This window comes from Draconibacterium sp., assembly GCF_041583095.1.
Classification (GTDB): Bacteria; Bacteroidota; Bacteroidia; order Bacteroidales; family Prolixibacteraceae; genus Draconibacterium.
Window position 1 is genome coordinate 1 of sequence record NZ_JBFHGM010000034.1, and the last position, 22,348, is coordinate 22,348.

Below are 22,348 nucleotides of genomic sequence, written 5' to 3' on the forward strand. Positions count from 1 at the left end.
ACGCTGGATTTTATTCTGGGCATAAAATTCCATACCGAATATGCCAAAAATACGTTTGAGCCGGTTCGCTTAAAGAATATCAAAAAAGTTGAGAATCGTATCAAAAAACTGTCGGCCGACAAAGCTCCGGAATTACCGACACACACCCAGAAAAGTACAGCACGCGGTATCGAAACCATGTTCCGACTTACGGCTCGCAACCAAATTAATTTAAGTTCGATAGCCGATAATAAAGCCAATATAATGCTTACCATTAACGCTGTGCTGGTTTCGGTGCTAATGAGTACAAGCGCACTGACTTTGCGCACCAGCGAGCATAATTTCCTCATTCCCGGAATTATTCTCATTGTGGGCTGTTTAATATCCTTGGTATTTGCCATTCTTTCGGTAATACCAAAGTACGGGTCGGGACAATACAGCGATGAAGACCTGAAAAAGCGGAAACTGAACCTGTTGTTTTTTGGCAACTTTGTAAATATGCCTTACGAGAAATATAAGAAGGGCGTAAAAGAAATGATGAGCGATTATGATTATTTGTACGGAACACTAACCAAAGACCAATATAACCTGGGAAAAGTGTTGGCTAAAAAATATAAACTGTTGAGGTATTCATACCGCGTTTTTATGGTGAGTTTTGTGGTGGCAGTGCTTACATTTTTAGTGCAGTATCTCTCAAAAAACATGTAAAACCTGCTTAATGCCAAAACTTGAAAGAACATATAAAGGCTCGGTACGCCGACATCAGTTTCAACTGTTGGTTTTTACTTTGATTTACTGGAATGTGGTCATCCGCTTTGCTATTTTTATGCGCATGCTGGGTGCCCGCGACGACCATATGGGCGATATGTTATCAAAAGGAATGAGCTTTTTGGTTGATGAGGTGGTGTGGTCATCGGTAGTGATTTCGCTCTTTGCCACTTTAAGCTGGTTTACGCTTAATATGGTTTACCCGAACCTGGTTCGAAACTTCAAAATGCGCAAGCTGGCGGTGGGGGTTGTTTTTCTCGACATTCTTATCTTTTTAGTTATAAGCATTCTTTTAGGAATTGTCCATTACAGCGTATCCGAAGATCTGAGTTTTATCGAGTCAGTATCGCATTTGCCACGGTTTTTATTTAACTCCACCATCCTCTTTTTTCTTATCGTATTGTTTGTTGGCGGCTATGTTTATCAATTGATCAACACGCTTTTGCAGCAGGTTGGTTATGCGCCGCTCGGGAAAATTATGATGGGATACTACCAGAAACCCCGCGAAGAGGAGTTGATTTTTATGTTTCTCGATTTACAATCGTCGACTGCAGTGGCCGAAAAACTGGGGCACAAAAAATACAGCTATTTTATTCAGGATTGTTTTAAATGTGTTTCGAATTCGTTGTTGGCAACCCGGGGACGTGTTTATCAGTTTGTTGGCGACGAGGTAGTTATCTCATGGACTACCAAACGGGAATCGTCGTTTAAAAGTGCGGTTGATTTTTATTACCTGTACGAAAAAGCGTTGCGTAAACGCCGCGAGTATTTTGAGAAACAATATGGAATGATGCCTGTTTTTACCGCATCGTTAAACGTTGGAAAAGTAATGGCGGCTGAAGTGGGCGAGATCAAACGCGAGCTGGCTTTTCACGGCGATGTGTTAAACACTGCAGCTCGCATTCAAAAACAGTGTAAGCGCTACAAGAAAAAGATTTTGGTAACCAGCGAATTTGCGGTAAAACTGATAAAAAGCACCAAAGAATATAAAATTGAATACGTTGACCTGATTAAGTTTTTTGGCAAGAAAAATTCCATAAAAATCTACGAAGTATATAAAGCTGAAAACTAAGTTGTTTTCATTCCAGTCCTTAGTTTTAGCATTTCACGAATTTCCTTTCGCATAAGCTCCCCATTGCGGTTTATATTCGCTTCTGAAAACAGAAACAAATGAAAACAAGCATTATTGTTTGTACCTACAACGAAGAGGAAACCATTTTTAATGTGGTTGCTTCGTGTTGCAAACACAACCCTGAAGCCGAGGTGATTGTGGTTGACGACGGGTCGACAGACGGAACCGAGAATGTGCTGAAAACCCTTGTTCCTCATTATCACTTCGAGTATTTAAAGCTGCCTGAAAACCATGGAAAGAGTTACGCAATGGCCTGTGGCGTTGAGTTTGCCAGCAACGAAATTGTGCTGTTCATCAACGCCAATCTGGTTCATTTACGAAAAGATCATTTCTTAGCCATGTTAGCCCCGATTCAAAATCAAGAGGCTGACATGGTTATTGGCAATCCCGCCAGTTTTACCATTAATTATGGTGCCGATCCGTATGAAACGGCCATGGGCGAAAAAGCCATGCTGAGAGCCGATTTACTTCCCATTTTAAAAGACGTAAAAGAAATCTTTTTTGGGGTTGACGCATTTTTTACCATTTATTACCAGGCTTTGGGTAAAAGGGTTAGCTATAAGGCGCTAAACGATCTGGAGTGGGCAGTGCGCAAATCTGACAGCCGAAAAGTAAAGGAGAGGCACGAGGGCGATAAAGAAATTGCCAATGCAATGATCTCCAATTTCGATCTGATGATAAAGCGTGTGCAGAACAACATCCAGAAATCACAAAATTACACCCAATCAACCATTTCAAGTGTTCAGCTGCAGTTGAACAAGTACATGAAGCACCTTCGAGAACGCATCACAAGTGTGGAGCCGGTTTAAGTGCATTTCAGGGAGGCATTTTGTCATTCGGTACAAAAATATAAGCCTTTAAAAATCAGCCAAATTAATTTTGTTGCGAGATAAGGTTATAAAACAAAAAACATCATATGAAATTCAAAAACATTGTGTTCGTATTAGCAGCTGCCGTGGTTGCTTTTACCGGGTGCAAAAGCAGCACCGGAGAAGAGACTGTGCCCGAAACCATTAAAAATGTAAAGATCGAAACCGTTAGCGATGGCGTAACTCAGAATACGGTTACATTAAACGGAAAGATAAAGGAGAAAAGCCTTACCTCACTTTCTTTTCGTGTTGGCGGCCCGTTATTAAAACTGAATGTAAAACAAGGCGACTATGTAAAACAAGGCCAGGTTATTGCCGAGATCGATAAGCGCGATTACAAACTGCAGCTGGAAACCACAAAAGCTCAGTTTGAGCAGACCGAAAGTGAGTACCAGCGTTACAAACAATTGATTGAGCAAAACAAAATCCCGGAAAACACTTTTGAAAAGATCAAGTCGGGGTACCTGATGACAAAAACAGCCTACGAAAATGCCCAAAACCAATTGCGCGACACCGAGCTGAAAGCTCCTTTTTCAGGTTATATCTACGAAAAGTTTGTTGAGAATTTTCAAACCGTTGGAGCAGGAACACCGATTGTTTCTATCATCGATAATTCGCATCTTGAAGCAGTGGTATCGGTTTCCGAAAGTCAGCTTCAGCGTGTAAAAAGCGATAAAGAAAGTTATCTGACGGTAGCCAATGCGGGCATTAGCAACTTACCGGTAAAATTATTTAGCGTTAGCGAAAAAGCGATGCAAGATGGTTTGTACGAAGTGAAATTTTCGTTCGAGAATAAAAATGATTTGGCAGTAGCTCCGGGAATGACAGCGGAAGTTACCGTTTATAATACTGCCGAGCAAAACCAGCTTTCAGTAGCAGCTTCGGCAGTTTTCCACGAAAAAACAAGCACTTACGTTTGGGTATTTAATCCGTCAACAAGTAAAATTGAAAAGCGCGAAGTTAAAATTTCGCTCGACGGAAGCCAGGGACGTGTAAATATTGTATCGGGCGTTAACAACGGCGAACAGGTTGTTACTGCCGGAGTGCATTACCTGGTGGAAGGCCAAAAAGTTCAACCCATTAAAACACCATCGGTAACTAACATTGGAGGATTGTTGTAATGCTGGAAAAGTTACTGAATCAAAAAGCAATGATCTCCACTATACTGGTCGCAGTATTGCTGGGAGGTATAATTGCTTACAATAATATTGGGAAACTGGAGGATGCCGAGATTCCGATTAAGGCAGCCACGGTAATTACCGTTTACCAGGGAGCCACCGCGCACGAAGTTGAGCTGGAGGTGACCGACCCGCTGGAAAAAGCCATTCAGAAACTGGAAAATATCGATGAGATTCAATCCGTTTCGCGTCCCGGTTTGTCGATCATTACCATCTACATTCAGCCAACGGTAAAAACACCACAGCTGCCACAGCTTTGGGATCACCTGAGGCGAAAGGTGAACGATGCAAAAGGTTCGTTACCGGCAGGGGCGATGGACCCCATTGTAAATGATGATTTTGCCGATGTTTACGGAATTTTGTATGCCATTACTGCCGATGGATATTCGCATCACGAGTTGGTAAAATACACCGAGTACATCGAACGCGAGCTTTTAAGCGTTAATGGTGTTCGCCGCTCGCAGATTTTTGGTGAAAAAACCGAATCCATCGACATTGTTTTCTCTCCTGAAAAGCTGGCCGGACTAAATGTTAACCCTCTTTATATTGCTGCTGCTATCCAAAACGAAACGGCAATTATCAACCCGGGATCAATTGTTACCGGCGACGAATCGATTCGTGTAGGAGTGGGGCAAAAAATTACTTCGATCGAGGAAATTGAAAATCTTTTGATTCAGGTTCCAGGCGGAGGAAACTTCCGTTTGGGAGATATTGCGACGATTGAAAGATCATTCCTCGAGCCACAAAACGCGGCGCTTTTCTACAACGACAAAGCCGGTTTAACGCTGGGTTTATCGAACGAGAGTGGAATTAACGTGGTAAAACTGGGGGAGCGACTGGATGAAAAGCTGGCCGAATTACAAAACGAATTACCGGTTGGTTTCGAAATTAACCAGGTGTATTACCAGCCCGACCGTGTTGATGATGCGGTAAAAGACTTTATGCTGAACCTGGCCATGTCGGTAGGGATTGTAATTGTGGTGCTGATGTTTGCCATGGGATACCGCTCAGGACTGCTTATTTCGAGCGGTTTGATTTTTACCATCATGGGAACCTTGATTGTGATGTTGGCCATAGGCCTACCATTGCACCGGGTTACGCTGGCAGCTATTATTTTGGCCATGGGTATGTTGGTTGACAATGCTATTGTTGTTGCCGACGGAATTCTGGTCGACCTGAAATCGGGAATGGACCGAAGCAAAGCTTTTGTAAATACGGCACAAAAAACCGCGCTGCCATTGTTGGGTGCTACAGCAGTTGCAATTCTGGCATTTTTGCCATTGCGCATGTCGCCAAACGAGGCCGGTGAGTTCCTGTCGTCACTGTTTACTGTGCTGATTATCTCGCTTACCTTAAGCTGGATTTTTGCGATGATACAGACACCGTTTAACGCAAAATATTTCTACCGCAAAGAACGTCCGAAAGGCGAACATGCCGAAACTTACGATAAAGGTTTGTACAAGATTTTTGGGAAATTCCTGAAATGGGCCGTACGCAATAAATACATGTTTGCTCTAAGTTCTTTTGCAATCCTGATCTTTGCATTCTGGTCTTTCCGTTTTGTAAAAGTCGACTTTATGTCGAAAATAGATTACGACCAGTTTTTTATTGAGTACTTCCTGCCACAGGGAGCCGATATTGATGCTGTTGAAGCCGATGTAAAACAAATTCAGGAAGATATTCTGGCCATGAATGGTGTGCATGCGGTTACCGGATCTGTTGGGCGTCCGCCCGCCCGCTACCTGTTAATGCGCCATATGCAGACAGGTGGAGCAAACTATGCCGATTTTATTGTTGAAACAGACAATACCGATCGGGTAGAAACACTTATCCCTGAGATTGAAAACTACCTGAATGCGAATTATCCGAATGCATTTGTCCGGGTAATGGAATACGGAGCAGCTTTTGCCGATGCCGACATTGAGGCGCAGTTTATTGGTCCCGATCCTGCCGTGTTAAAGGATTTGGCCAACCAGGCAAAACGTATCTTTTTAGAAGAATCATCGGCTGTAAATGTTACCGACGACTGGAGAAACCAGACTAAAAAAATTGTTCCTGTTTATTCGGTTGAACGTGCACAACCTCTTGGATTGTCGCGTGCTGATATGGGGAATTCCATTTTGGTGGCTACCAACGGACGACCAATTGGAGCCATATACGAAGGCGATAAAATGTTGCCAATAGTATTGCGTACCGATAACAACGTGGCCGAGAATATCGAGCAACTGCTGAACATCCCGGTTTGGGGACAACAAAGCCGCACAAGTGTGCCGCTATCGCAAATTGTTGATACCATGAAAGTAACATGGGATTACGAATTGATTCACCGTTTGGATAATAAGCGGGCTATTAAAGCACAATGCGATGCTGCCGATGGATACACAGCCGCCGAAGTGCAGGCGAAATTTCAGGCAAAAGTTGAAGCAATTGATTTGCCCGAAGGTTACGAATTGCACTGGGAAGGAGCTACTGCCCGTTCGGGTGAAGCCAACTCAGCGCTGTTTATGTTTCTGCCGCTGGCAATCGGATTGATGGCGATAATTATCATCGGTTTATTTAATAACCTGAAGCAGCCAATCATCATTTTTCTGGTGGTGCCATTTGCGTTTGTTGGTATTGTTTTGGGGCTGGCAACTACAGGAGTGTACCTCACCTTTGCCGGTATCATCGGTGCTTTGGGATTGATTGGTATGATGATTAAAAATGCCGTGGTTCTGCTCGATGAGATTAACCGGAATATCAAGGAAGGAAAAGACCGTTTGAAAGCCACTATCGACGCTGCGTTATCGCGTTTGCGTCCGGTAATGATGGCATCGCTGACAACAATTTTGGGAATGGCGCCGCTTATCACCGACTCGATGTTTAACTCAACAGCCATCGTTATCATGTTCGGTTTGGCCGTTGGATCGATAATTACCCTTGTAGTTGTTCCGGTACTTTACACCGTTTTGTACCGTGTTGATGGAAGTAAATTAACGACAAAAGCATAATTGTGATTGTTAATGTAGATAGAGTTAGAAAAAGTTGCCCTGTTTTTTAATTGTCGATGGGGGACGACAGTTTCTAATCCTTGTGGTTAGATAAAAATCGGGGTCAACTTTTCTAAAAAGAAAAATGAATTCAATCAAAAAAAGTAAAAAAAGGAATGAATCAATTACTTAAATATATAGTCGGCACAGTTGTCGTTTTGCTTACTACTTTGGGCAACACCTTCGCACAGAAAGTAATGACGCTGGATGATTGCCGCGAGCAGGCTGTTGCTTTCAATAAAGAATTGAAAAATGCGGCCCTGCAAAACCGCGAAGCGCAGGTAAACCAGGAAGTGGCAAGAACGGCTTATTTGCCTTCAGTGGGTTTTTCGTCATCGTTGATGCACCGCCCGGGAATGGATGGGATAAACATGCCGGGGTATTTTTTACCAACCGCCGACAGTGAAGAGGCGGCTTTGAATGGTGACTTTTCAGGAACCAGCGATGTTTGGAGCCCGGGAATTAATATCGATTTGGGGAGTTTAACACTAATAAACAGTGGTTTTGAAGTAACCCAGGCGATTTATGCCGGCGGGAAAATTCGCTACGCTAACCAGCAGGCCGATGCCGGTGTTTCTATTGCCGATATGGCTTTGAATATGAAATATTCGGAAGTGATCGAGCAAACGGATCAGGCGTTTTGGCAGGTGGCAACCGTTGAAGAGAATATTAAAATTGCCGAAGAATATATAAAAATGCTTACCGAGTTGGAAGACCAAATGACAGCGATGTACGAAGTTGGATTGCAGCCGGCAAGTGAAAAATTGCGGGTAACCGTTCAGAAAAACGAAGCCGATTTGAACCTGATAAAAGCCCGAAACGGTTTAAAAGTGGCCAAAATGTATTTGAACCAGATTTTGGGTCAGCCATTGGATACTGAGATTCAAATTAGCCACGATGCCAATCCCGAAGTAAAATTGTTTAACCTCGAAGACGGGTTGTTACAAGCCGGCAGCAAACGAAACGAGCTGAAAATTCTGGAAAAACAGAAAGAAATTTCGGAGTTGGACGCCAAAATTACACGTGCCGATTATTTGCCAACTGTTGGCGTAAGCACGCAATATACCAGTTACTGGGTAAAAGATTTGTACGAGGAAATCGATTTTCAGCCCATGCTGGCGGCGCAGGTTTCTATCCCGATTTTTCAGTGGGGACAAGGAAAAAAGAAACAACGTGCAGCCCAGTTAAAAGTACAACAGGCCGAAACAGATTTGCAACATACAAATGATTTGATTAATCTTGAGGTTATGCAGGTAAAGGTGCAGGTTGAAGAAGCTTACGAATCGATTCTTTTGGCGCAAAAAAGTGTTGCCGAGGCCGAGGAAAGTATGAATGAAACCAAGGCAAGTTTTGAGGTGGGCTTAAATACAACCACTGATATGTTGAATGCACAGGCGCAGTGGGTTCAGGCTAAAGCGCAGTTAACGCAAACCATTGCCAGTTTCGAGGTACTAAAAACCAGGTGGCAAAGTGTAACAGGAAACCTGTATATGCCTGAAGAGGAATAGTAAAATTTCGCATAAAAAGAAATGAAGTGTTTAGAACTACATAGCAAAAAGAAACCAACCCTTGCAATGAGGTTGCCTAGCTACGAACCTGTTAGTGTAGTTGGGCGCTTTATTATTGTCAGCATTATTGCTGTGTTGGTGTTGCATTTTATTTCGTATGTTACGCATATTCCTGCCGAAGAAGATGTTAAAATTCCGATTGTAATTTATGTGGTTGTAATTTTAGCTTTTAACATTGCGGCCGAGTTACAAATTATTCTCGATAATATTCTGGAGCGCATTCTGCCTGTCCCGAAAAAGATAAAGCTGAGGCTTTTTCTACAGATCAGCGTTGGAATTTTGTTTCTTGTTTTTGCGCACCGTGTGATCATGTATTTTATTGATCCGAAACTGGGAATCGGTGAGTCACGATCAGGTGTGATTATGGGAATGGTTACCGGTTTGGTTTTCGTACAAATGGTAGCCAATTCGCTTACTATTGCCCGTTTTGCACAAAAGTGGTTCGATTCGCAGGAACAGATTGCCGAAATGAAACGCGAAAAGTTGCGCATGGACTACAACTCGTTGCAAGATCAGCTGAATCCGCACTTCCTGTTCAACAACCTTAGTGTGCTAAAATCATTAATAATTTACAATCCGGATGTGGCAGTAGAGTTTACAGAAAACTTTACCGATGTGTACCGATATGTGCTGCAGAGTAAAGATAAGCGGCTGGTAAAGTTAGGCGAGGAGCTCGATTTTATGAAAGCCTATTGTGGGCTGCATCAGGAAAGGTTAGGTGAGGGTTTAAATGTGACAACCCATGTGGAAAACGATTGCAAGGACCGTGAAATTGCCCCTTTAACGGGACAGTTGCTTATTGAAAATGCAATTAAACACAATATTACAAGCCGGGAAGCACCGCTTGATATTAAGGTTTATGTTGAGGATGAATATTTGGTGGTATCCAACAGCTTGAATCGCAGGGAGGCATCATATTCAACTAAAACAGGACTGAGGAACCTGGTGAAGCGTTACGAGATATTAACCGAAAAAGAAATTGTGGTTCAGTACGACGAAAACCGCTTTGAAGTGAAAGTACCGTTATTGTGAATGCGATTTGAGTTACAGATAAAATGATTTTTATCCCGGATATTGCATCGCAAATGTGTAAGCGCAGCTTGATGAATACTAAAAAACGCAGATTGTGAAAGTTATTGTTGTAGAAGACGAAATTCATAACTATCGTTTGCTGCGGGGAATGGTTGAAAAACTGCGGCCCGAATGGCAAATTGTCGAATGGTTTGAAAGTGTAAAGAGCACGGTTGCCTGGCTGAAAAATAATCCGGCACCCGATCTGATCTTTATGGATATTCAGCTAACTGATGGTATTAGTTTCTCCATATTCGACCAGATAAATGTAACCAGCATGGTAATTTTTACTACGGCTTACGACGAATATGCTTTGCGGGCTTTCCAGGTAAACAGTATCGACTATTTGCTAAAACCGATAAAGGAAGAAAAGCTGCGTTTATCCATCGAAAAATTGGAACACATGGCTTTGGTATCAAAGGAAAAACCCGAAAGTACTCCTGATTATAAAGAGCTGCTTCAGGCAATAACTTCGGGCGATAAGAAATACCGGAAGCGTTTTCTCATTAGCGGGGCAACATCGTATTTTAAACTCGATGTGGAAGATGTGGCCTGGTTTTACACCGAAAACCGCGTAACAACAGCCGTAACCTATCAGGGTAAAGAACATGTTATTGATTTAACCATTGAAAAGCTGGAAGAACAACTCGACCCCGATCTTTTTTTTCGTACCAACCGAAGTTCAATTGTGCATATTAATGCCATCCGGAAATTCGAAAATCATTTTGGAGGAAAGTTGATTTTGAGACTCATTCCACCTTTTGATGAGCCCATTACAATTAGCCGTTTAAAGGCTACCGAATTTAAAGAATGGGTAGGGAAATAAGCAAAATACCGGGGCTATCTATAAGATTATAATATATTTGTTAGTTAAACACAAATGAGAATGAAGTACAGAGACCAGTTATACCAGGAAGCGATTGCAATGATTGAAGATGCTACACCCCAAAAAGAGAGTATTTTGTATCACAATATTTACTCTTTGCAAACCAAAGGTGGTTATCCATTTTCATCGAAAAAAGATGTGCATGAATTGGTTAATTTTTTAAATTCATGCGATTAAAATAAACCGGGTCCGGATTTTCTTCAACTGTTTTCGGGGCCTGAATTATTTTGGTACAGGAACCAGGGAAATTAACTAAGCCATTCGGGCATGAAAAATTCGATCCTCACAACTAATCAATTAGTGGCCGTTGTATTTTTTCTATTGGCTGTATTTCCTGTTTATTCGCAAGAAGAAAATAAGGCTGAAAAGCCCAAAATCGCATTGGTTTTAAGCGGTGGAGGTGCAAAAGGTTTGGCGCATATCGGTGTGCTTAAAGTGCTTGAAGAAGCCGGAATACGCCCGGATATAATAACCGGAACCAGCATGGGCAGTATTATGGGCAGTTTATACGCTGTTGGTTATACGGCCGATGAACTTTCTGATATCAATAAAAACGCCAACTGGGATTTGTTGCTTACAGATAAAGAAAGGCTGTTAAGTGTAGCCATGGACGAAAAGGACGAAACCAAAAAATACCTTTTCGAAATTCCGATACGCGAAAAACGGATCAACCTGCCGGCCGGTGTTATTGACGGGCAACATCTTGAAGCTTATTTTTCCGAACTACTCTGGCCGCTTACCGAGGAAGAAGATTTTAATCAGTTGCCTGTCCCGTTTCATTGTATGTCGGTTGATATGATATCGGGAGAAACCGTTGAACACAGCTCCGGCGATTTGGTGAAATCGATTCGTGCCAGCATGTCTATCCCAACCGTTTTTTCGCCCGTGCAAATGGACTCTATGCTTTTGGTTGATGGAGGCGTTACCCGAAATTTCCCGGTGCAGGAAGCCATAAATATGGGGGCCGATATAATTATTGGTGTTTATGTGGGATTTCAGGAAGACGTAACGGCTGATGATATTCGGTCGATGACCGATATCCTGCAACGATCAATAGCACTCGGAGGTATTGTTGATGCCAAAGAGCAGTTCGAAAAATGCGATGTGCTGATAATCCCGGATCTTCGGGATTATTCGGCTGCCGATTTTGTGAAAGGACAGGAAATTCAGCAGATTGGCGAAAATGCAGCCAGGGGAAAATGGAGCGAAATAAAAGCGCTTGCACGGAAATACGATTTAGAATATACGCCTGTAGATCGAATCCCTCAACCTGAAAAAATAAGGATAACCGGAATGGAAGTAACGGGGCTGAATTATTTAAGCAGGAATTTTGTTTTGTCGAAATCGGGAATCGAAATTGGTGATAGGATTAGCGCTGACGATATAAAGGAAGCCATTGATTTTATGTATGGCTCCATGCATTTCGGGAAACTGACTTATTCGTTAAAAAGAGATTTGGATACCGAAGGTTATATCCTTGTTTTTCATGTGAAAGAAAGACCAAGAGCGATGCTTAAGCTGGCACCCCGTTACGACGATGATCTGGGGGTTGGAATTACTACTAATTTTACCTTGCGAAATATGATTGCTCCGGCAACACGTATGTTACTCTCGTTAAATTTTGCCGAAAATCCGGGCCTGGAAATCAAGTTAAATAAGTTCGTTGGAAAGAAACAGCGACTGTCCGACTATTTCTTTATGAATACCTACAGTTACAAACTTCCGTTTTACGATGACGGCAAACGTTTGGGCAATTACAAACGAGGTTATTTTGGCGGAGGGTACGGATTGGAATATTTGTTTGGTTTGAATCACCAGTTGGGGGGCAACGCATTTTATAAATACAACCGTTTAACGCCGCGTGCCGATTTGCAATCGATTTATCCGGAAACCGATTTTGATTACCTGAAATCACACGACTGGGGTTATCAGTTGTACTACAGGGTAAATACCACCGACGATCTTTACTTCCCAAAAAGAGGTATAAAACTGAATATTGGCTTTCAACACATTCTATCGGCGAACAGCGAAATGGACTTAAATACTGCAGAACCGAGAGATTATTTAATCGGGGAAATTAATGATCCTTATGCAACTTTAACAATCAATCATAACTGGTATACAACGTTTGCCCGCAAGCTTACCTATAATTTCGAGGTGGGAGCAGGATTTAGTACCGATGATTCAGGTGCCAACGGGATTTATATGTTGGGCGGATCGCAGTTTGGCCCCGGCAAGCTACAGTTTAAAGACCTGGCAGGCTTTAATTTTGCCGAAATTTACACCTACAACTATGCGGTTGCAAAATCATCATTAAGCTGGGAAATCGCTTCGGGACTATACGTAACTACAAAAGTTAATGTAGCTGCCACCGCGAGTACTTACGAAGATTTGTTCGATCATCTGACAACACAGCCATTTGGCGATAATATTTGGGGCTATAGTTTCGGATTTAAGTACGATTCGCTTATGGGGCCGATGCAGTTATTAATATCGGGTAATAACCAGGATAACGAATCGCGTTTTCATCTTAGCCTCGGATTTCCGTTTTAATTTAATATTTCCCCATGGCTTTGCCTTGGGGTTCCGCTTTTTCTCCCCCCTTTGAGGGGAGATGTCAGCCTTTATGGCTGACAGAGGGGTGAAATAAAGATAATTCGGTTTCAGCCATTTAGCTGAAATGATGTTGGCGTAATGCCCCTTGGCTCTGATACGGAGATAGTCAAATTCAAGAATTTTCTTTATTTACTCAACATGTTCTTCCAAAGTATAAACGCTAACAGGTACGCTGATCTGTATTAAAATGCTTTTGTGTTAAAGCGACATATTTAACCGATTTTGGTATTTTCTGCAAAATCTTTATAATTTTAGTCCCTTTCAAAAATTTACTCACTATTTTGAGCGTTGAATTTAGAATAAATATTAATATCAGTATAACTAACTAAAAACAAAAAATCATGAAGAATAGAAGAGAGTTTCTAAGGATTTCTACGGCAGGTACTGTTGGTGTTTTGGCACTGGGAACCTATGCTTGTGGTACGGGTGCTAAAAAACCTGTTGAGCAGGTAGCAGAGGCCGTTAAAGCAGCAACCGGAATGGGAGTTGGCCTGCAATTGTACAGTATCCGCGATGCCATGGCAGCTGATGCGGCCGGTTCGTTAAAAAGAATTGCCGATATGGGCTATAAATTTGTTGAAATGGCTTCGTATGCCGATGGCAAATTTTATGGTGTAGCACCAAAAGAATTCCAAAAAATGGTGGAAGACAACGGGATGAAAGTAGTAAGTAGCCATACCAGTGTTGAAGCTGAAGGTATAACTACAGCAAGTGCCCAGTTAATGGCCGATGCACATGCCGAAATTGGTGTTGAATATTGCGTTCAGCCATGGATTGAAGAAAAAGACCGTAACATTGAAACGTACAAAAAGATGATTGCCGAATGGAATAAAGTTGGCGAGATCATGAAAAACGTAGGTATTCAGTTTGGTTACCACAACCATAACTTCGAGTTTAAACCAACCGACGGAATCGTACCTTATTATGATGTATTCCTGAAAGAAATGGATGCAGACCTGATTACTATGGAGCTGGATTGTTACTGGGCATTGAAAGCTGGTCAGGATCCTGTTGAAATGTTCAACAAATATCCGGGGCGTTTCCAACTGCTTCACTTTAAAGGTATGGGTGAAGAGGTTGTTGAACCATTTTACACTGTTGACAAAGACGATATTGTTTCTGTTGGCGCTGGTGTTGCAGATTATAAGAGTATTTTAGATGCACGCGAAACTGCAGGAATGAAATACTTCTTTGTGGAAGACGACAACCAGGGTAATGGTAAACCTTTCGAAGGTGTGAAAGCAAGTATCGATAATATTAATGCGAAGCTTTTTGTTTAAACGAACAATATTTTATCTGAAAACCGGGTTCATTTGAATCCGGTTTTTTTGTGCCCCTAAATGTTATTTCATCCTGAAATTTCATCATTTCAGTAAAAACACCACCTGTCATTTCTAAAAAGCAACTACATTTGCATAAATGAATGAACGTTCATTTATTAATTCGAAGGTATGGCACGGATTACAGATCAAACAAAAATTGAAAGGTTAAAACAGTCGACCATGAAGATGGTGGTTGATAATGGTTTTGGAGGCGCTTCGGTAGCACTTATTTCAAAGGATGCGCAAGTGGCTTCGGGCTATTTTTACATGCATTACAAAGGTAAATACGAGCTTGTAAACACCATTTTACAAGAGGTTTACAGCGAAGTGTTCGGCATGTTCGAAAAACTAATAGAACAATGTAAACCCTTTCATGAAACCATTGAAAATATAATCCGCCATTTTGTTGAATTGGCAAACAAGGAGCCAATCCGGGTGAAATTTTTATACGTGCTTACCAACGATTATAATTTCGTAATCGATAAACATATTCAGGAAAATACACAGATGCTGCTTGAAAAATTGATGGAGCTGGGACGATCAGGCAACGATTTGGACAAGACACTCATCGTTAGTGATTTGTACCTGATATTGATAATAACCACCATTCAGTTTATCAATCAAAAATACAGAAACAACGATCGGGATATCATTGCCGAAGAGGATATTAAGCATTTACTAAAACTGATTTTTAAGTTTTTGAAATAGGCAAAAACAACAGATTTAAATTTTTGAGAATACAAAAGAATACAGCTTACAATAATAGAAATGAAAACAATTAAACAACAGAAAACAGTCTTATTATTCCTTTTGCTTTTGGCAGTGGGAATAACGGTTCACGGGCAGTCGCAGGACCAATTGTTGTCATTCGACCAGGCGATGCAAATAATGTTGGAACAAAATCCGGCACTGTTGCGCCAAAAAGAAGAGATCAGGCAGAAAGAATACGAGATCAAATCGAAGAAAGGCTTGCGTTTGCCACAGGTTTCGCTAAATGCAACAGCAATGGCCATGTCCGATCCTTTGCATCTCGATTTAACTCCGGTGGGCGAAGCCATCAGTCCGTTGTACGAAACACTTGGAACTTACGGTGTTTTTAGCGGCGTTCCAAATCCCGATCCGGCAACCAATGCACTTTATCCTTATTTAAGCGACGACATGAGTACCGAAGTTGTACGTCAGCAATTACTTGAAGGAGGCGAAGCCATTGAAGCACACGACTGGGATGAGATTATTCAGGACAAGAATTTTGCGTTGCTGACAGCGAGTTTCGCGATGCCAATTTATGCCGGAAGCAAAATAAACGGTGCCAACCAGGCTGCCGTAGTAAATCTGGATATTAGCCAGCAGGAATTACGTCATACTGAAGGCGTTTTGCTTACCGAGCTGGTTACTCGTTATTATGGTCTTGCTCTCGGGTTGCAAGTGGAAAAACTTCGTAAAGAAATGCTAAAAAGTATGGAGAACCATTACAACGATGCAAAAAAACTATACGATAACGGAATGATTGCAAAACTTGAATTGCTTCATGCCGAGGTGGAAAAAAATGAGGCCGAACGCGAAGTAAAGCAAGCCGTGCGTAATGTTGAGATATTGCGAACCGGTTTAAGAGCAACACTGGCTGCTGATTCGTTGGGGCATGTTATTCCAGCCAATAATTTATTTATAAATAGCGAGTTAACAGGTTTGGCAACGTGGTTAGATCGTGCCAAAGAATTAAATCCTCAATTGAAACAACTACAGGGGAAAAAGGAGCTTGTTGAGATAAAACACCGGGTAGAAAAAAACGAATATTTACCAACGATTGCAGCAATGGGTAATTACAACATTGCCGATAAAAATTTTTCGCCATACATGCCCGAATGGGAACTGGGAATTGGAATGAAGTGGAACTTGTTTCAGGGAATGAGCCGGAAGAACAATATACTGGCCAGTGAAACTTTACACAACCAGGTTGAATACGCCGAACAAAAAGCCAACAACGATTTGGAAGCCTACCTGATAAAGCTCTATAACGAATTACAAATGCAAATGGAGCAAAAATCCGAATTGGAAACAACGCTTGAGTTGGCAAACGAATACCGCCAGAGTACCGAGAAAGCATTTAACGAAGGATTGGCAACTTCTACCGATGTGGTAGAGGCGAACACAAAAGTGCTGCAGGTAAAAACATTGCGACTGAGTGTTTTATATAATTATGATGTTGGATTGGCAAATTTCCTTCAAACAGCGGGTGTTCCCGAACAATACATCCATTTCTCGAGTGGAGAGAATACTGTAACCGAATCACTTTAAGAAAACCAAAAGCAAAAAAGAAAGATCATGAACAAGAAGACGTTAAGCTCAATAATTGTACTTGTAGCTATCGTAGCATTTATAGTGTACACATTCATTGTTGTAACAAAACCCGAGCCTGTAATTCTGCAAGGAGAGGTTGAGGCTCAGCAATACAATATTGCCTCAAAAGTTCCGGGTAGAATACAGAAAGTTGCTGTTGACAGAGGACAGATCGTAAAAAAAGACGACTTTATTTTTTCTATTGACAGCCCCGAAATTAATGCAAAACTGGCCAACGCAAATGCTGCGCGAACTGCCGCAAGTGCACAAAGCCGGAAAGCTCAAAACGGAGCGCAACAGGAGGATATTACTGCGGCCTACAGTACTTATGTAAAAGCCGAGGCAGCTGCCCAGTTTGCTGAAAAGACATTTGCACGAATTCAGAATTTATATGATGAAGGAGTGGTGCCGGCACAAAAATGCGATGAGGTTGAAACGCAAATGAAAGCTGCACGCGAAACGGCAAATGCCGCCAAAGCCATTTGGCAGAAAGCTGAAAAGGGAGCACGCGAAGAAGATAAAACCGCTGCTGCTGCAATGGTAAAACGCGCCGATGCCGCCATTGCCGAGGTGGAAGCTTACCTCGAAGAGACATCAATTAATGCCATTGCCGATGGAGAAGTGTCTGGAGTAAATGTGGAGGAAGGCGAATTGGTTTCAACTGGTTTTCCGGTAGTTACCATTCTCGATTTAAACGATATTTGGGTTACACTTTACATCCGCGAAGATTATATGACTTATTTTAAAATGGGAAGTGTTTTCAAAGCTGTAATCCCCGGTCTTGATGGGCAGGAGTTCGATTTTAAAGTAAAATACATTAGCCCTTCAGCTGATTTTGCCCGTTGGAATGCAACAAAAACTTCGGGACAGTTCGATTTAAAATCTTTTGAAGTTGAGGCGCGTCCGGTGAATAATATTGAAGGTTTGCGTCCGGGAATGACTGCCGTTGTTACCTTACCCGAAATGAAATAAAATGGACGGGAAAAAGAGACATCCTATTTTTGAAGTAATGATTCGTGAGGCCAGGCGGATTCAGCAAAATCCTGCTTATCGGTTTTTGCTGTTAATCGGGCCGATTACTGGTATATTGTTACTCTTTTTTATCTTTCAGCAAGGAGCGGCAAAACGTTTACCTATTGCTTTGGTCGATCAGAATAATTCATCACTTTCTATAAAAGTAGGAAATGCTTTAAACGCTTCACCCGATGTGCAGATTGTGATCGGTTCACCGGATTTATTTCAGGCACAGGAGTGGTTAAAACAAGGTGTTGTTCAGGCAATAGTCGTATTGCCCAACGATTTGGAGAAAAAAGTATTTCAGGGAGTTGAAGCCCCTGTCCCGGTTTATATAAACGGAACAAATGTAACGGTTGCCGGAGTTGTACAACGTTCGGTTTTAACCACACTAAATACCTTGTCTGCCGGAATTCAGCTAAAAAAACTGGCACTTAACGGTAACAATGCACAAAAGGCCATGGCTCGTGTTGTTCCTGTGAAAATTCAAAAGCATGTCTTGTTCAATCCGTATACAAATTATGCCTACTTCCTCAACTCGGCAATGCTTTATTTTACCTTGTTTTTGTTTGCTTTTATGAGTTCGGTTTACACTTTCGGAAATGAACTGAAACGAGGAACAGGGCTAAGTCTTTTGAAAGCCGGAAACAACAGCGTACGTATGGCAATTGTTGGGAAACTGTTTCCGTATACCCTTATTTATTCTGGTTTTGCCATGTTAATCGCCTATCTGCTTTACGTGGTTGAAGGAATGCCTTTAAACGGCAGCTTTGTCATTATTTTTTGCGGTCAGTTTATTACAATTCTTGCCTACCAAATGCTGGGATTAATATTCGTTTCCTTAACCAAAAACCTGCGTTTATCGCTGTCCGTTGGGAGTGCCTATATAATGATGGGAATAACATTTTCAGGATTAACTTTTCCGGTAGAAGGAATGATGCCATTTGTAAAAGGACTAACAGCAATCTTCCCTTTTACATGGTGGGAGAAACTTTTTATTTCACAATCATTACGTGGTGCACCAATAAAAGAAGCCTTGCCGTATTTGTGTTACATCCTCCTATTTATGCTGTCGGGTATGGCTGCATTTAAAATGTATAAAAAGAGTTTGAGCGATCCGAAACACTGGGGGAAACAATAGGAACTATGATGAAAGACAAGAATAAAATAAACAGCTTCGGGTTAATGGCTTTTCATTTTAAGAATGAATTGAAAGCAATTTTTACAGATAGCGGTGCTGTGTTGATTTTGGTGGGAGCGCTAATGATATATCCGCTGTTATACTCGTTCGGATATTTTAACGAGGTGCTTACCAACTTACCGATTGGTGTTGTTGATTTAGATCAAACAGCTACCAGCCGAAAATACACCAGTATGCTTGATGCCTCGCGAGAAGCGCAGGTTACATACAATCCACAAAGTTTAAAAGAGGCTGAACAGCTTTTTCTGGAAAATAAAATTGATGGTGTTTTACTTATTCCAAAAGGATTTCAGAAAAATGTGTTGTCGACAAAACAGGCTGATGTTGCTGTTTATGCCGATGGTAGTTACCTGTTAAAATACAAAACCTTCTATACGGCTGCACAAACCGTAAATGCTTATTTTGGGGCAGGTGTTGGCGTGCAACATTACCTTGCCGAAGGAAAATCCTTACAACAGGCAAAAGTTTCGGCCAGTCCCTTGAGTATTCAAACACACATGCTTTACATCCCGGCTGGTTCGTATGGTAGTTTTATCATGCCCGGATTAATCATTATCATCATTCAGCAAACCTTGCTTATTGGTATTGGCATTATGGGAGGTACCTTTTCCGAATCAAAAGCGTCCCCGTTCCGGTTACCGGAAAACAAACGCAGGCGCGAAATTATTCCATTAGTCTTTGGTAGAGTAGGTGCTTATTTGCTTATCTCAGCATTTAATATTTGCCTTGCATTGATCCTTATTCACGACTGGTTTAACTACCCCGACAAAGGGAATATGTTTGACGTGCTGATGTTATTATTCCCCTTCTTATTGTCGGTAATATTTTTCGGAATTGGTCTGTCAACGTTATTTAAACATCGCGAGTCGGCCATTGTATTTATGATGTTTCTGTCGCCGATTGCCTTATTTTTAAGCGGTATTTCCTGGCCGGTGTCTGCTATGCCCGACTGGTTGGTGGGCTTATCCAAAATTTTGCCCGGAACTACAGCCGTTCCCGCCTATTTGCGTTTACGCACAATGGGCGTTGGAATTACTGAGGTAAAATCAGAGGTGCTAAAATTATATTTTCAGGCAGGAAGTTATGCTTTTCTGACAATTGTATATTTCTATATCCGGCTTTATGCTGGGAAAATAAGAAAGTGACAGTTGAAATAATAAAATGAAATAAAAAAAAGCTTTGATCCAGTATCGGTCAAAGCTTTTTATTTAATTCAAAATTACTTTCAGTTTCAATTCCCGGGCTTTTTTGTAAAGCCTGATGGAATCTTCAGAAACGGCAGTTGGAATGTCAACTTTAACGCTCCATACTGGCCCTGTTTCCTTTAATTCCGGTTTTCCGTTTTTAAAATTGTCTTTCATTGTATATATGGCTTTTCTGCAATGTACGGAATTTTACAAATATTATGCCGAAAACCCCTGGTAGTTATCACCAGAACATTGTGAATAGTAGTTGTTTAACCACTTCAGGGGGCTTAATTCACGGCTTTTATAGTGTATCCGCGCTTTTCAATACTTTTTTCAATTTCATCGATCGACACTGCCGATGCGTTGTATGTAACAATGGCAGTTGAATCCGCAAGTGTCACTTTTACCGATTCAATCCCGCTCAGGGAATTTACTCCTTTTTCGACCGAGGCTACACAGGCATCGCAGTGCAATCCGCCAATATCAATAGTGGCTTCAACAATTTGTTCCGGTTGTGCTGCTTCAGTGTTTTTTTGTGCTCCGGAGTTGCACGCAACAAATCCAATCAGGATGAATAAATACATTAGTTTTTTCATGGTTGTTTTTATTGTTTTTAGTTTTTACTTGATAACGGGGGCAAGTATTTGTTTATTCTCTTCGCTGGCTGCTCCCATTACGGTTTTTACTTTACTTCCCATAAATTTAGAGAAAAGGCCTGAGTTCAGCATCGATACATACGTTTTCCCATTGCGTTCGTAAACCGCAACACGGCAAGGCATAAGTGCCGAAACTACACGTTCCTGGTCGCTGCTTAATATCTGGTAAGCATGATCGGGCTTACACAACGAAAATACTTTCACCGGTTTAACCTCGAAACCGTGTTTTTTCATGGTTGCCTGCAAATCGTATAAATGCGGCATGCTCCAGTTATTGTCTTTTGCCGATTGTTCAATGGCAGCAACGGTTTCGTCAAAACCCAGCTTACTCTCGTTCACCACAAACATTTGTTTTGGCATTACAACAATCAATACAATTACAGTTAAAAGTATGCCTGCAATAAGTCCGGTTAAAAACATAGTTAATCCTTTCATTATTAGTTTTTCTAATTTACACAAAGAAACAACACACAGTAAACTTTTGTTTGATAGATTTGCTTGATGATGCTTGGAATGAAGAAAAAGAAAAAGGGAACCACTCATTCGAATGATTCCCTTTCTGTATATTGACGTTAGTTTTAATACAATCCTTCTATCGATAAGTAGCGCTCGCCGTGGTCGTACGAGAACGTAAGGATTCTGGATCCTTTCGGAAGTTCTTTAATCTTTTTGGCAACGGCCGCCAACGACGCTCCCGACGAAATACCAACAAACAAACCTTCTTCTCTTGCAGCTTTTTGTGCATACTCGAAAGCTTCGTCTTTACTGATTTCTACTGTTCCATCAAGAAGTTCGGTATTCAGGTTGTTCGGAATAAAACCTGCACCAATTCCCTGAATTCCATGAGGCCCGGGATCTTTTCCGCCAATTACCGGGCTTGAATCCGGTTCAACGGCAAAAACTTTCAGGTTCGGAAATTTCTCTTTTAAAACTTCAGCAACACCGGTAATGTGACCTCCGGTTCCAACACCGGTAATCAGGTAATCAAAACCTTCAGGGAAGTCTTTTAAAATTTCCTGTGCCGTAAAGTTGTGGTGGACTGCTACGTTTGCCGGATTGTTAAACTGTTGAGGAATCCAGGCATTTTCAAGTTCACTGGCCAGTTCTTCAGCTCTGGCAATGGCACCTTTCATTCCTTTTTCTTTTGGTGTTAGTTCCAATTCGGCACCAAATACTTTCAAAGCTCTTCTTCTCTCCAACGACATTGATTCAGGCATGGTAAGAATTAGTCGGTAACCTTTTACGGCTGCCACCAATGCCAATCCGATTCCGGTATTTCCTGATGTAGGTTCAATAATCACCGAACCTTCTTTTAATATCCCTTTCTTTTCCGCATCCTCTACCATCGCTAGTGCAATACGGTCTTTTATACTTCCTCCCGGGTTTGTTTTTTCAACTTTCACCCAAACTTCGTAATCCTCAGGATAGAGGCGGTTAATTTTCACATGTGGCGTGTTGCCAATGGTCTCTAAAATGTTTTTAGCTTTCATTTTTTTAATTATTGAGTTATTTCGGTAAATATTCTTTTAACAAAA

Annotated in this window: 20 protein-coding genes; 16 read left to right on the top strand and 4 right to left on the bottom strand. The window is 41.5% G+C overall.

The genetic code is table 11. The annotated features are described in order from the left end of the window. The 16 genes from ABZB17_RS05210 to ABZB17_RS05285 form a co-directional block, all read left to right on the top strand. On the top strand, positions 1-687 hold a 687-nt coding region (locus ABZB17_RS05210; RefSeq protein WP_372648415.1), incomplete at its 5' end, for a Pycsar system effector family protein. Positions 688-697: 10 nt separating this feature from the next. Further along, complete coding sequence (locus ABZB17_RS05215; protein ID WP_372648416.1) at positions 698-1,819, top strand: adenylate/guanylate cyclase domain-containing protein; 1,122 nt, start codon at positions 698-700, stop codon at positions 1,817-1,819. 98 nt (positions 1,820-1,917) lie between these two features. After that, positions 1,918-2,688 (top strand): glycosyltransferase family 2 protein, encoded by a 771-nt coding sequence (locus ABZB17_RS05220; protein ID WP_372648417.1) that lies wholly within the window; start codon positions 1,918-1,920, stop codon positions 2,686-2,688. 107 nt (positions 2,689-2,795) lie between these two features. Beyond that, positions 2,796-3,869 carry an efflux RND transporter periplasmic adaptor subunit gene (locus ABZB17_RS05225; protein WP_372648418.1) on the top strand — a complete coding sequence of 358 codons (1,074 nt, stop codon included), beginning with the start codon at positions 2,796-2,798 and terminating at the stop codon, positions 3,867-3,869. Continuing rightward, the gene (locus tag ABZB17_RS05230) at positions 3,869-6,916 is read left to right on the top strand and encodes an efflux RND transporter permease subunit (RefSeq protein WP_372648419.1); all 3,048 of its coding nucleotides are present in this window, start codon (positions 3,869-3,871) and stop codon (positions 6,914-6,916) included. Before ABZB17_RS05225 ends, ABZB17_RS05230 begins: the two co-directional genes overlap by 1 nt. Positions 6,917-7,071: 155 nt before the next feature. Further along, a complete protein-coding gene (locus ABZB17_RS05235; RefSeq protein ID WP_372648420.1) occupies positions 7,072-8,463 on the top strand; it encodes a TolC family protein in 1,392 nt (463 codons plus the stop codon). Between the two features lie 21 nt (positions 8,464-8,484). After that, positions 8,485-9,555, top strand: a complete 1,071-nt coding sequence (locus tag ABZB17_RS05240) for a sensor histidine kinase (RefSeq protein WP_372648421.1) — start codon at positions 8,485-8,487, stop codon at positions 9,553-9,555. 94 nt (positions 9,556-9,649) lie between these two features. Next, on the top strand, positions 9,650-10,420 hold the full coding sequence (locus ABZB17_RS05245; protein ID WP_372648422.1) for a LytR/AlgR family response regulator transcription factor: 771 nt from the start codon (positions 9,650-9,652) through the stop codon (positions 10,418-10,420). Positions 10,421-10,480: 60 nt separating this feature from the next. Beyond that, positions 10,481-10,657, top strand: a complete 177-nt coding sequence (locus ABZB17_RS05250; RefSeq protein ID WP_319499787.1) for a hypothetical protein — start codon at positions 10,481-10,483, stop codon at positions 10,655-10,657. 90 nt (positions 10,658-10,747) lie between these two features. Next, positions 10,748-13,033: a patatin-like phospholipase family protein gene (locus ABZB17_RS05255; protein WP_372648423.1), complete on the top strand. Its 2,286-nt coding sequence runs from the start codon at positions 10,748-10,750 to the stop codon at positions 13,031-13,033. A gap of 404 nt (positions 13,034-13,437) precedes the next feature. After that, complete coding sequence (locus tag ABZB17_RS05260; RefSeq protein WP_372648424.1) at positions 13,438-14,376, top strand: sugar phosphate isomerase/epimerase family protein; 939 nt, start codon at positions 13,438-13,440, stop codon at positions 14,374-14,376. A gap of 171 nt (positions 14,377-14,547) precedes the next feature. After that, a complete protein-coding gene (locus tag ABZB17_RS05265; RefSeq protein ID WP_372648425.1) occupies positions 14,548-15,126 on the top strand; it encodes a TetR/AcrR family transcriptional regulator in 579 nt (192 codons plus the stop codon). Positions 15,127-15,186: 60 nt separating this feature from the next. Beyond that, positions 15,187-16,713 carry a TolC family protein gene (locus ABZB17_RS05270; RefSeq protein WP_372648426.1) on the top strand — a complete coding sequence of 509 codons (1,527 nt, stop codon included), beginning with the start codon at positions 15,187-15,189 and terminating at the stop codon, positions 16,711-16,713. 27 nt (positions 16,714-16,740) lie between these two features. Next, complete coding sequence (locus tag ABZB17_RS05275; protein WP_372648427.1) at positions 16,741-17,727, top strand: HlyD family secretion protein; 987 nt, start codon at positions 16,741-16,743, stop codon at positions 17,725-17,727. Between the two features lies 1 nt (position 17,728). Beyond that, a complete protein-coding gene (locus ABZB17_RS05280) occupies positions 17,729-18,910 on the top strand; it encodes an ABC transporter permease (protein WP_372648428.1) in 1,182 nt (393 codons plus the stop codon). Positions 18,911-18,918: 8 nt separating this feature from the next. Further along, on the top strand, positions 18,919-20,115 hold the full coding sequence (locus tag ABZB17_RS05285; protein ID WP_372648429.1) for an ABC transporter permease: 1,197 nt from the start codon (positions 18,919-18,921) through the stop codon (positions 20,113-20,115). 63 nt (positions 20,116-20,178) lie between these two features. Here ABZB17_RS05285 and ABZB17_RS05290 read toward each other — a convergent pair whose 3' ends face one another. The 4 genes from ABZB17_RS05290 to cysK form a co-directional block, all read right to left on the bottom strand. Next, positions 20,179-20,331 carry a hypothetical protein gene (locus ABZB17_RS05290; RefSeq protein WP_319499779.1) on the bottom strand — a complete coding sequence of 51 codons (153 nt, stop codon included), beginning with the start codon at positions 20,329-20,331 and terminating at the stop codon, positions 20,179-20,181. A 113-nt stretch (positions 20,332-20,444) separates the two neighbouring features. Beyond that, complete coding sequence (locus ABZB17_RS05295) at positions 20,445-20,753, bottom strand: heavy-metal-associated domain-containing protein (RefSeq protein ID WP_372648430.1); 309 nt, start codon at positions 20,751-20,753, stop codon at positions 20,445-20,447. A gap of 24 nt (positions 20,754-20,777) precedes the next feature. Beyond that, positions 20,778-21,248 (bottom strand): DUF302 domain-containing protein, encoded by a 471-nt coding sequence (locus tag ABZB17_RS05300; protein WP_372648431.1) that lies wholly within the window; start codon positions 21,246-21,248, stop codon positions 20,778-20,780. 143 nt (positions 21,249-21,391) lie between these two features. Then, positions 21,392-22,303, bottom strand: coding sequence for a cysteine synthase A (gene cysK / locus ABZB17_RS05305; protein WP_303920997.1), 912 nt, complete (start codon positions 22,301-22,303; stop codon positions 21,392-21,394). Positions 22,304-22,348 lie beyond the last annotated feature (45 nt).